Annotated in this window: 10 protein-coding genes; all 10 read left to right on the forward strand. The window is 65.1% G+C overall.

Going from position 1 to position 11,053, the window contains the following annotated elements:
- The first annotated feature begins 13 nt into the window (after positions 1–13).
- The 10 genes from CH271_RS27370 (at position 14) to CH271_RS27415 (ending at position 11,050) form a co-directional block, all read left to right on the forward strand.
- Positions 14–1,387, forward strand: a complete 1,374-nt coding sequence (locus CH271_RS27370; protein WP_094635591.1) for an O-antigen ligase family protein — start codon at positions 14–16, stop codon at positions 1,385–1,387.
- Positions 1,297–2,349, forward strand: a complete 1,053-nt coding sequence (locus CH271_RS27375) for a glycosyltransferase family 4 protein (RefSeq protein WP_094635592.1) — start codon at positions 1,297–1,299, stop codon at positions 2,347–2,349. The genes CH271_RS27370 and CH271_RS27375 overlap by 91 nt, the downstream gene beginning before the upstream one ends.
- The gene (locus tag CH271_RS27380) at positions 2,349–3,875 is read left to right on the forward strand and encodes a flippase (protein ID WP_094635593.1); all 1,527 of its coding nucleotides are present in this window, start codon (positions 2,349–2,351) and stop codon (positions 3,873–3,875) included. The genes CH271_RS27375 and CH271_RS27380 overlap by 1 nt, the downstream gene beginning before the upstream one ends.
- A gap of 273 nt (positions 3,876–4,148) precedes the next feature.
- Positions 4,149–5,381: a hypothetical protein gene (locus CH271_RS27385; RefSeq protein WP_094635677.1), complete on the forward strand. Its 1,233-nt coding sequence runs from the start codon at positions 4,149–4,151 to the stop codon at positions 5,379–5,381.
- Positions 5,371–6,480 carry a glycosyltransferase gene (locus CH271_RS27390; protein ID WP_037193214.1) on the forward strand — a complete coding sequence of 370 codons (1,110 nt, stop codon included), beginning with the start codon at positions 5,371–5,373 and terminating at the stop codon, positions 6,478–6,480. The genes CH271_RS27385 and CH271_RS27390 overlap by 11 nt, the downstream gene beginning before the upstream one ends.
- Positions 6,467–7,726, forward strand: coding sequence for a hypothetical protein (locus CH271_RS27395; protein ID WP_256986567.1), 1,260 nt, complete (start codon positions 6,467–6,469; stop codon positions 7,724–7,726). The genes CH271_RS27390 and CH271_RS27395 overlap by 14 nt, the downstream gene beginning before the upstream one ends.
- A 54-nt stretch (positions 7,727–7,780) precedes the next feature.
- On the forward strand, positions 7,781–8,866 hold the full coding sequence (locus tag CH271_RS27400) for a glycosyltransferase family 4 protein (RefSeq protein ID WP_094635594.1): 1,086 nt from the start codon (positions 7,781–7,783) through the stop codon (positions 8,864–8,866).
- 120 nt (positions 8,867–8,986) lie between these two features.
- Positions 8,987–9,559, forward strand: a complete 573-nt coding sequence (locus CH271_RS27405) for a giguanylate cyclase (RefSeq protein WP_256986568.1) — start codon at positions 8,987–8,989, stop codon at positions 9,557–9,559.
- 5 nt (positions 9,560–9,564) lie between these two features.
- Positions 9,565–10,494 (forward strand): aldo/keto reductase, encoded by a 930-nt coding sequence (locus CH271_RS27410; protein ID WP_094635596.1) that lies wholly within the window; start codon positions 9,565–9,567, stop codon positions 10,492–10,494.
- 193 nt (positions 10,495–10,687) lie between these two features.
- Positions 10,688–11,050 (forward strand): STAS domain-containing protein, encoded by a 363-nt coding sequence (locus tag CH271_RS27415; RefSeq protein WP_094635597.1) that lies wholly within the window; start codon positions 10,688–10,690, stop codon positions 11,048–11,050.
- Positions 11,051–11,053 lie beyond the last annotated feature (3 nt).

Here is an 11,053-nt window from a genome sequence, read left to right on the forward strand (position 1 = left end):
TTCGGGTCACCGCGTGATCACGTACGTTGCGCTCGCTTTCGGCGCAGCGGTGCTGCTCGCGCTGGGCTGCGCGGTCGCCTCGGCCATCTACCGTCGGCCGCAACGCGGTGTGTTGCTGTTGGCGGGATTGGTTCCACTGCACGGCCTTCTGTTTCTCGTTCCCCTCCCCGGGGTGGTGTCCGGCTGGAAGGAAGGCCTGGTCGTCTTCACGGTTCTGTGCGCGTGGTTGCGTCGACCCCGACACGTTCGTGGCTCGACGCCTCGGGTGTTCATGCCGTGGTGGCCCGCGGCCGTCGTCTTCGTCGTGTTCGGCAGCGTGTCTGCGTTCGCCACGTTCGGAATCGTCGGCGTGTTCGGCATCAAGGTGACCTTCTTCTACATCCTGCTGGTGGTCGTCATGTGGCTTGCACCGTTCGACGCCACGGACCGCGACCACCTCGTCTCCGTTCTCATGGGTATGGGTGTGTTCACCTCGGCGGTGGGCATCGCACAACTCCTGGCCGGACCCGCCGCATTGGTGTCGTTGGGGTACGAATACGGCACCCAGGTCCGAACATCGGGTGGACTGCTCCGCACGTTCAGCACGTTCAACCTGCCGTTCCCGTTCGGGCTGTACGTGATGTTGGCGTTGCTCGTCGGTGGTGCGGTCGCGCTGGCCGATCCACATCGTCGACGAAACATGTTGTTCCTGTGCGCGACTCCGATGATGGTCGTCGCCATGTCCAGTTCGATCGTGCGAGGAGCAATTCTGGGGCTCGCGGTCGGAGCCATCTACCTGATCGCTGTGCGCTACCGCTACCTCGCCGCGCCGCTCGCTCTGGCAGCGCTGGCCGTGGCGGTCACGGTTCCCTTCGTCCCCAGGATCACGTCGGTCTTCTTCTCGTCGAGCAGTCTGGGTCAACGCGGCGACGGCTGGGCCAACATCATCGCCAGCATCCTGATCCATCCGTTCGGGACGGGACTGGGATCGAGTGGTTCTGCGGCAGACCGCATTTCCACCGCCGAGGGTGTCGCATTCACGCAATCGGGACTGTCCACCAACTACCAGCCCGACAACTACTACGTGAAGGCACTGCTCGAACTCGGACCGATCGGCCTGTGGGCGGTGATTGCGTTGCTCGTGACGTCGCTGCTGTGGTGCACCCGCCTGTCCCGAGCGCTACCGGGCAGAGACGGCGCACTGGCACTCGGTGTCGGTGCCTCGATCGTTGCCGCCATGTTCGCCAGTCTCGTCTCGACGTATTTCGAGATCTTTCCGATCGATGTCTATTTCTGGCTCTTGTTAGGAGTGGTGGGATGCGCAGCAGCGCAACACGAATCGTTTTCGGGGCGCTCGCCCTCCGGCCGGGCGGAAGCGGAGTACAGACCTACATTCGCGAGCTCCTGAACGAGTTACCGCACTGCCTACCCGATGCCGATCTCGCCGCGTCGGTGCAGCGCGACGCCGTCGGTGAGCTCCCTCCCTCGGTCACGGCGATGGAGCGGCCTGTCACCAGCGGTGCAGCTCGTGCGTTGCTCGGGGCCCTTCCTGTCGGTCGTTGCGATGTGGTGCACGGTCTGGACGTCGACCTGCCGTTCCTCACCAAAGCCTTCACAGTTGCGACGGTGCACGACCTTTCGGTCATCGACATGCCGTCGGCCTCGAGTCGATTTCGCGCGCTCGGCGAACAGAGACTGGTACGGCGCGCACTGCGCCGCGCAGATCTGCTCATCGCGGTCTCGCAGTTCACCGCCGATCGAATCAAGGCGGTCAGCGGGCGCGACGCCACTGTGGTCGGCTTGGCACCCGCAGCCTGGGCCACCGTCCCCACCGACAGCCGGGTGGACGTCGTTCGGTCCAAGTACGACTTACCGGACCGTTTCGTCATGCAGGTCGGAACGGTGGAGCCTCGCAAGAACGTTCAGCTGGTGGCCGACGCAGCGGAGAAAATCGGAATTCCGTGTCTGCTGGCCGGGGCAGGCTCGACCGGTCCCCACGCTCCCCGCAATTCCCGGGGACTCGGTTACGTCGATGTCGAGGATCTACCCGCCCTCTACGCTGCCGCGACAGTCACCGCATACGCGTCTCGGTACGAGGGCTACGGACTCCCGCCCGTCGAGGCCATGGCGTCGGGCGGCGCGGTTGTCGCCAGCGCCGTCGGCGCCCTCCCCGACGTCGTCGGCGACGGTGCCGTTCTCGTCGAATCGGAGAACGTGGACGACTGGGTACATGCGATGAAACCCATCGCTTTCGACGGGGACGCCCGCGCAGCTCTTGTCGACGCGGCAGCCGTTGCCACCCGCGAGATCAGCTGGCGTCGAACGGCGGAACTCACCGCCGACGCGTATCGAGCCGCAGGCGTGGTCTGATGGCCGAGGAGCTCGCGCTCGACGGCACCGAGCAGCCTCCGGACTACCGCGCCATCGCAGCGGATCCGAAAGCCGCGGCCAAAGCGACGATTGCCGTTCTGATCAGCAGAGTGATCATCGCGACGTTGGGGTGGGTGGGCAGCGTCGTCGTCGCGAGGTCCCTCGGACCGGACGAGTGGGGCCAGTTCAGCTTCGTCTTCGCGCTGCTCGGCTTGATGTCCGTCGTGACCGATCTGGGGGTCGGACGCGTCGTGCTCGCGAAATTGATGGACGACGATCCCGAGGAGATCGGTCGAACGGCGTCGTCGTTTCTCGCTCTGCGTACCGTCCTCGGGTTGGTGGGGTACGTGCTGGCCGTCGCATACGTTCTGCTGCTGCAGTATCCGAGCGAAGTGGTCCTCGCGACGGTGGTGGGCGGACTGGTGGTCGTGTTCGCAACGCCCGGTCACGCATTGAGTGTGCTCTTCCAGAGTCGTCACCGTCTGGTACTCGTGGCCGTTGCCGAAAGCGCCGGGCAAGCAATCCAATTGGCGTTGACCGTGCTGGCGGCCGTGCTGGCCCCCACCCTGCTGATCTTCGTTCTCCCGGCCGTGGCCAACGAAGTGTTCAAGTTGGTGACCAAGGGTTTCGGCATCGGTAACCGTTCCATGGGCCTGCGACCGTCGCGGCACATCGAAATTCGTCGCTGGGGGCCCTATCTGAAGGAGGCCGTGCCACTCGCCATCGGCTTCGCTCTCACCATCGCCATGCTCAAGATCGACATGTTGATGCTCAGCCTGCTCGACACGTTCGAGGCCGTGGGACTGTATTCCATCGGCTACAAGTTCTCGGACATGATCGACACCTTCGTCCTGGCGGCGGTTGCACCGATCAGCACCCTGCTCGTCGCGTCGTGGCCTCACGACACCACAGCATTTCGAGCACGCGCACGTTCGGCCGCACTGCTGTTCGCGCTCTTCGGCGCTATGGCTGTCGCGGCGTTCGTGCCGTCGGCCGAGCCGCTGATCGGCCTGCTGTACGGCGAACGGTTCGTCGACGGAGCTCACGCAGCCCGTCTGCTCGTCATCGGTGCGGCGCTGATGTCGTTGGTGATGCTGGGAATCTTCCTGCTCGCGTCGGCCGGAATGCAGCGACACTACCCCGTGGTGGCATTGGTCGGTCTGGCCCTGAACATCGGGTTGAACCTGTTCCTGATCCCGCGGATGTCGTACGACGGAGCTGCGATCTCGACCGTCGTGACGATCGGCACCACCCTCGTTCTCTTGTGGATCGTGATCGCGCGAAGCATGCCCGTATCCAGACTGCTTCCAGTGCAGTCCATTTCGGTGACAGTCGTGGTGACCGCGGCCACTACGGTCGGCGGCTGGTTCCTGGCGCAGCACCATCCCGGCCTGTGGCTGCTCATCTCGGTCGCGGCAGCGCTGCTGGTCGCGAGCGTGCTCTACGCGTTCGTCGCCATCGGACTCGTCGAGTCTCCACTGCCGGGGCCGGCCGAGAAGGGACGACACCGTGCGCACTCCGAATGACCACCGACACAACGGACACATCGCCCGATTCGGGCCGTGCCCCGCGGAGTCGAAGTCGGGTTTCGCGGATGTAGCCGACCATCGTGCTTGTTCTTCGAATGTTGTTGATGTGCAGTTTCATTCACGAGCGGCACGGTTACGCGGACTGCACTCGGGCCCGGCTATCATCGAGCCTGTCGGCTCCACGAATCTCCGAAGCGGTACGTCCGCTCGCATCGACGACGGAAGGGTACGCGGTTGATGTCCGTCCACGATGCCGTACACCGAGGCGACGTGCCCCCACCTATCGATCTGGCGGGACACATGCGTGAACTCGGCCGGGCACTGCTGCCCGCCGTGATCATTGCTGCGCTGGTCGGTGCAGGCGTGTTCTACCTCAGAAGCGAACTCACCGACAAGCAGTACGCCGCGTCGGTCGTGGCCGAGATCGAACCGGCCCAAAGCCTCGTTCCCGGTGACGCGTTCATCGAGCAGATGCGCGCACCGTTCGTCGAGTTGGCGACCGACCGCAGTGTGCTCGATGAGGTCCTCACGCAGGTCGACTCCGGACTGAACGCTGCCGAGCTGGCGTCGAGCGTCGAAATCTCCCCCGGCACCTCGCCTGCACTGCTGACCGTCACGGTGACGACCCGATCTGCCGAGCTCGCCGCAGATCTGGCTCGCACGATGGTGTCGACCATGGCAAGTACCAGCACTGCCAACGCGATCCGCGACTCTCGCGAGCGCACGGAGGAAGCGCAGTCCTCGATCGATGCGCAACAGGCTCGAGTGGACGCTCTCCCCGCCGACGACCCGAGCCGGGCCGCGGCCGTGTCCGAACTGGCCGAACTGCGCACCCGCCTGAGCGAAGTCGAGGCCGCTGCGGGAGGAGATCGACTGGTCGTGCTGTCGAACCCCGAGCAGAGCACCACACCGGTGTCACCGAAACCGGTCTCGGAGGCACTCGTAGCCGCTCTCGCAGCCCTCATCGTCGCGGCCGAACTGATCGTGTTGCTGCGAGGACGCCTCGGACGCAGGCCCTCTCGTTCCTGGGCACGTCGGGTCTCCCGCAAGTACGGAGCGCACTTCGACCCGACGGCGGGTGACGCGGTGCCGCCGGCCGTAGCTGCGCGGATGGCAGCACTCGAACGCGGCGATCGACCCGCCTCGAGGGGTGCTCGACACGCAGCTCCCAGGGGCGACAGCGTGATCGTCCTGTTGGTCGGCGAGGGTGCCGTGTCGGAGTCGACTCACGATCGGCATCGGACAACCGAACATCGTCGAGGCACCGCAGAATTCGGGTTGTCGGAGCAGTGGTGGCAGCACACGGAAGTGGGCGAAGTCGAGACCGTCGTGGTGCTGGTGTCCAGCCGTGGACGGGACAAGAAGGCAGCAACCGCCGCGCTGCGGCGGCTCGACGACTTCGACATACCCGTGCACCTGGTCCTGCAGAGCAAGAACTCGACCCGACGAGTGGAACAGACCGCGCAGACGATCGCGCCGGAAGGCCGAAGCCATGCCAGCTGACAGAATTGCCGTCGTACACGAAAGATTCACCGAGATCGCCGGATCCGAGCACGTCATCGAACAGCTCGCATTGCACTGGCCTGCGGCCGAGGTGTTCGCGCCGATCTCCAGGCCGGCCGGGGTCCCGTCGGGGATCGGCCGCGAGGTGCACACGTCGAGCCTGAACCGGCTGTACAACGCGTTGGGGCAGCGGTCCTACGCGCCCGTCCTTCCGATGATGCCGCTGGCATTTCGGCGCATGCCGCTCGAAGGTTTCGATGCAGTCGTGGTCAGCCACCACGCCTTCGCAACCCAGGCCGTGTTCGCCACCGACTCCCCGGTGATCGCCTACGTGCACAGCCCGGCACGGTGGGCCTGGGACCCCGAACTACGCGCAGGCGAAGGCGGCGGTAGAGCCGGAGCAGCGATCCTGACGGCACTGTCGGCCGTTGCCCGCCGATGCGAGATCGCTGCCGCACCGAAACTGACCACCGTGGTGGCCAATTCGACTGCAGTTGCACGTCGCATCGAGGACTGGTGGGGCCGTGACGACGCGGTGGTGGTCCACCCTCCCGTCGACACCGAGGGATTCACGCCGGATCCGTCCGTCGAGCGAGAGAACTTCTTCCTGCTCGCGGGTCGCCTGGTCCCCTACAAGCGTCCGGACATCGCGGTGCGCGCGGCCGCGGAGGCCGACGTTCCCCTCGTGGTGGCGGGAGACGGCCGTGCGATGGACGCCTGCCGGAAACTGGCCGGACCGAAAACGACCTTCCTGGGACGAGTTTCACACGAGAAGCTTCTCGAACTGCATCGGACGACGCGCGCCCTTCTGATGCCGGGAGTCGAAGACTTCGGCATCGTCCCCGTCGAGTCCATGGCGACCGGAACACCCGTCATCGCCCTGGGCGACGGCGGTGCCATGGACTCGGTGGTACCCGGAAAGACCGGGGTGCACGTGGCTCCGGGCTCCGACGACGAAGTGATCGCCGGATTTGCCGAGGCCATGCGCTCCTTCGACCCCGCAGACTACGACCGCGCCGGCATTCGCGCGTGGGCGGAGGGCTTTTCACGGGCAAACTTCCGCAGTCGGATGCAGGAGGTCGTCGATGCCGTCCGCTGAGCGTCGATACCGCGCAACTGCGCTGGATCGTGTCTTCGCCGATACCCGAATTGTCACCGCGGTCGGCCCCGTTCGTGGTCTCGATGTCGGACGTACGAGACGAACGCTCACGGCCGCCGAACAGGTCGGTACAGAGGCACACCTCGCCCTGGAACCGCGGTCGGACGCTCGCCTGTGGCGCTACCGCACCGGCATCGCAGGTGACAACGTCTCCGCGAGCACCGATCCCACGGACGACCTGGGCAAGATGCTCACCGACATTCGATCTCGACACGGAGAACGCAGCCCTCTCGACGTGGTCGTGTTCGACGACCATCTCGCGATCGACTACTCGCACGGAATCGGGGACGGCCAGATCGGCGTGATGATGTTGGCGGCATTCTGCGACGATGCCGACGGGTCACTGGTCCCCGGGCTCGCGGTGGGACTACCGGCGAGCGCAACATGGAAAGCGTTGTGGCGTCACTATTCTCGGAATCCGAAGACCTTGGCGGACTTCTGGAAGCTGCGCGGTCGCCACCGAACCGAGGCCGACGGCGAGTCCGCTCCCCGTCGCAGAATCGAGAACTGGGAAGCCGCGAAGGTCAGCCGAGCCGCGTACATGAGCCGAGCCCGTGTGGACGAACTCAAACACTGGACGGCCGAGCACATGCCAGGAGCGACCGCCGCGTCGATCTCGATCGCACTGTGGAGTGCGGCTCTGCGGGCCGAGGGCGTCGACGTCGCCGAGCACATCATGGTCTTGTTCAACAGTCGACGTTATCTCGATTCGGCGCAACAGAATTCGCACGGGAACTTTGCCGTCGGCATTCCACTTCACCTCCCGTCGGGTACGTCACCCGTCGGCATCACTGCGACAATGCGCGAGGTGATCGAATCGGGTTGGCCGATAGCAGTATTGGCGATGTCACTGCTGCGCGATGCTGCGTCGCGAGTTCGTCCTGCTGCTCGCGCGCAGACCGATTCGGTCGTCGAGGTTCCCGAAACACTGAGGCTGGCCGTCAGCGACCTCGGGCGAGTGCGGGTGTTCGATCATCTCGACTGGTTCGACGACGGCAGACCGCCGCAGATGGCCGCATCGCTCGAACCGGACGGCCCGGACGGCTGCACCATGCTCATCGCCGAGATTGCCGGTGGGCGAACGTACACGGCATCGTTCTGCAGCAAGATGATCGACGTCGCGGTCATCGATTCGGCGCTGCAGAGGATGTGCGAAGACCCCGTCGCTCTGCTGCACCATGCATGACGAGTCACGAGTTCGACTTCTCGAACCACCCTTGCCACACAGACGGGCCCACACATGACCGACGAGTCGACTGTGCTTTTCCTCGCCCATACGGGACAGGTCTCCGGTGCCGAGAAGGTACTGCTGAATTTGATCGACGAGGCCGAGCGCCGCGGCCACAGAACTGTGATCGCCTGCCCCGCGGGACCACTGGCGCATCGCCTGCCGAGCGCAACCCGACACATCCGGATCGACGAGCTGGGCCTCGGAGGTGAGCACGGGGCCGCACGCGTCGTCGCCGCCGTACGCCTGCTCGGCAGATGGATCGGAGCCGCGCGCGCAGTGCGCACCGTCGCGCGTGCCCCCGGAACCGCAACCGTCGTCAACTCGCTGTTCGCGCTCCCCGTCGTACGACTGTGCAGGCCCACCCGCGGTGCGTCGTGGCTCGTTCACGACACCATGAACTCGCTCAAGCAGCGGGTGGTGGTTCGATTCGCGCGGCCCGCCGTCCGTGTCGCGGTGTCGGTGTCGGAAGCAACGGCAGTTCCGCTCCGCGCGGCCGGCCTTCCCGTGGTGGTATCCCACAACGGAGTGCCGTGGCCGGTGCCTCGCTTCGGCGGCGAACTTCACACCCCGCCGGTCGTCGGTATGTTGGCTCTGCTGACACCCTGGAAGGGTCACCGAGTCCTCCTCGATGCCGTGGCCACTCTTCCCGACATCCGAGTCGAGCTCGCAGGAGGCAGCTTCCCCGGCGATCGGGACTACGTATCGGAGCTCCACGCCCGTGCGGCCGAACCGGACCTCGGCGGCAGGGTCGAGTTTCTCGGGCACACCGACGCCCAGTCTGCTCTCCGCAGGTGGGACGTCGTGATTTCGGCCAGTACGTCTCCGGAGGCCGGCCCGTTGTCGGTACTCGAAGCGATGTCGCACGGGTTGCCGGTGATCGGAACAGATCACGGCGGTACCCACGAATTCCTCGTCGACGGTGCCGGGATACTGGTCGAGCCCGGCAACGCCACAGCCCTCGCGGCCGCCATTTCGACGGTGGTGGCCGATTCGGATCGGCGGCGGACTCTCGGGGACGCCGCGAGGGACCGAGTTGCCAGCCGCCACGACATCGCCGAGACACTTCCCGCCTTGCTGCACCGCCTCATCAGCTGACAGTCATGCCCATCGCGCGAGGACCCGCGCGGGAAAATGAACGAAGTCGAACCCCGGCGCAGGCGGCTGTGTTTCAATCGGGACCCGATTGGAACGATGGGGGCTGATGTGACTCGCGCCATGACCAGATCCAACGAGCATTATCAATGGTGTATCGGCGTGATGACCAGCCTCGCGTTGACCACCGCAGTCAAACGCATCGTCTCCGCTGCTGCCTTGGCCATGGCCGTCGTCGTGACCTTCGAGCTCGCATTCGGCTACGGAGCCACGACGGCGATCCCGTCGATCGTGCAGTGGACGTGCATGATCGCCGCATACATCATGGGCGCGTTCTGGTGGTTCGGTCCGTGGCCGACGCTCGGGCAGGCGTTCGCCTTCGTCGTCATCGCGAACGTCGCAATTTTCGGGGCCACCATCACGGCAGATTTCGCGCCCGAGGTCACGCTCGGAAAATGCGCATTCCTCATCCCGATCGGCATGCTTGCCGGCTTCTTCTTCGACAAGTGGCGGTTGGCCACACACATTGCTCTCTGCCTGCTCGGAACCACGGTCGTCGCGGTCTATATCGTGATCGAGCGCGGCGTGGACACGTTCGTGGCGGTGGTCCTGTGGGCTCCGATCGTCATTTCCTTCACCGGCTTCGCCCTGCTGCTGCAGGCAACCACCCAATCGATGCGTCTGGAGTTCGAGTAACCGACATGCACACCTTCACCCTCCCCCACACCGGGACAGACGTCTCGAGCATCGTGCTGGGGTTCATGCGCATCACCGATCTGGACGACGAACGGATCAGACGATTGGTGGACACCGCTCTCGACGTAGGCGTCACGGTGTTCGACCATGCCGATATCTACGGCGGTACCCCGCACACGTGCGAGAAGCGATTCGGCGATGCGATCACCCTGACTTCGTCGCAACGCGAGCACATCAGCATTCAGAGCAAGGTCGGCATTCGGGAGGGCTGGTTCGACTTCTCCAAGGAACACATCGTCACCACTGTCGAGGCGTCACTCGAGGCCCTCGGCGTCGAGTACCTGGACACGCTTCTACTGCACCGACCGGACACCCTCGTCGAGCCGGAGGAGGTCGCAGCAGCGTTCGATCACCTGCACGCGTCGGGCAAAGTCCTGGGCTTCGGCGTCTCCAATCACACACCCGGCCAGATCGAGTTACTGAAAACTGCTGCCAGTCAACCCATTCTGTTCGATCAGGTGCAGCTGAGCATCGTGCACTCGCCGTTGATCGCGGCGGGTCTGACGGCCAACATGGGCACCGAGGATCAATCGATCGACCGCGACAACGGCTTGCTGGACTACGCGCGAACGCGCGGCATCACCCTGCAGGCGTGGTCACCGTTCCAGAGCGGTACGCCCTCCGGCGTGTTCGTGGGCGACCGCGAGAACTACCCCGAACTGAATGTGGCACTGGACGAGATCGCCGGCGCACACGGATCCACCCCGTCAGCGGTGGCAACGGCCTGGATCACCAGGCACCCGGCCGACATCCAGGTCGTGCTCGGCACCACGAGTCCCGATCGAGTCGTCGAAGCTGCCGGCGGTTCGGACCTACGCCTGACCAGGCAGGAGTGGTACCGCCTGTTCCGAACGGCAGGCCACACACTGCCCTGAACGCCACTCAGCAGCATCTCATCTTCCGTTACCTTATCGTTACCGACTAGCTATCGGTCCGTGATGGACAAGCTTCGGTTCGGTGACGTTGCACTGTCAGGATTACCGCACGGCATGCACCGGAACCTGTAGCCCTCGGGTTTCACCCCGTGCACGTCGGTCGCTAGGCCATCCGAACTGAGAGGTTCGCACCGTGACTGTCACCGACCACTTCGATTCTCACCTCGCCCCCGTCGAGCGCGGCAATGCTCATTACTCCATCGGCACAGAGTTCTACTCCCCTCGCCTGACTGTCGTCCGTGCGTCGGGCGATCTCGACCTGGGGGCTCGTACCGATCTCGCGCAGGCGCTCGACGACGCTCTGCGCGGCGAAACGGTTGTGCTGCTGGACTTGTCAGCGGTCGCCTTCATGTACTCGGGGGCAGCATGCGTGATCGTCGATGCCGCCGCCCGCAGTGCAGGCCGGCTCGAGATCTACGCTCCGACGCGGCCCGCACGCCTCGTTCTCGACGCATTGGGCGCGGCGACCATCGGGGCAGATCCGCGCGCTGCATGACCG

Source organism: Rhodococcus sp. 05-340-2, assembly GCF_002258915.1.
GTDB lineage: Bacteria > Actinomycetota > Actinomycetes > Mycobacteriales > Mycobacteriaceae > Rhodococcoides.

Coding starts and splice junctions, on each gene's coding strand:
- CH271_RS27375 (WP_094635592.1), top strand. CDS start 1,297: ATGCGCAGCAGCGCAACACGAATCGTTTTCGGGGCGCTCGCCCTCCGG.
- CH271_RS27410 (WP_094635596.1), top strand. CDS start 9,565: ATGCACACCTTCACCCTCCCCCACACCGGGACAGACGTCTCGAGCATC.
- CH271_RS27390 (WP_037193214.1), top strand. CDS start 5,371: ATGCCAGCTGACAGAATTGCCGTCGTACACGAAAGATTCACCGAGATC.
- CH271_RS27380 (WP_094635593.1), top strand. CDS start 2,349: ATGGCCGAGGAGCTCGCGCTCGACGGCACCGAGCAGCCTCCGGACTAC.
- CH271_RS27400 (WP_094635594.1), top strand. CDS start 7,781: ATGACCGACGAGTCGACTGTGCTTTTCCTCGCCCATACGGGACAGGTC.
- CH271_RS27395 (WP_256986567.1), top strand. CDS start 6,467: ATGCCGTCCGCTGAGCGTCGATACCGCGCAACTGCGCTGGATCGTGTC.
- CH271_RS27405 (WP_256986568.1), top strand. CDS start 8,987: ATGACCAGATCCAACGAGCATTATCAATGGTGTATCGGCGTGATGACC.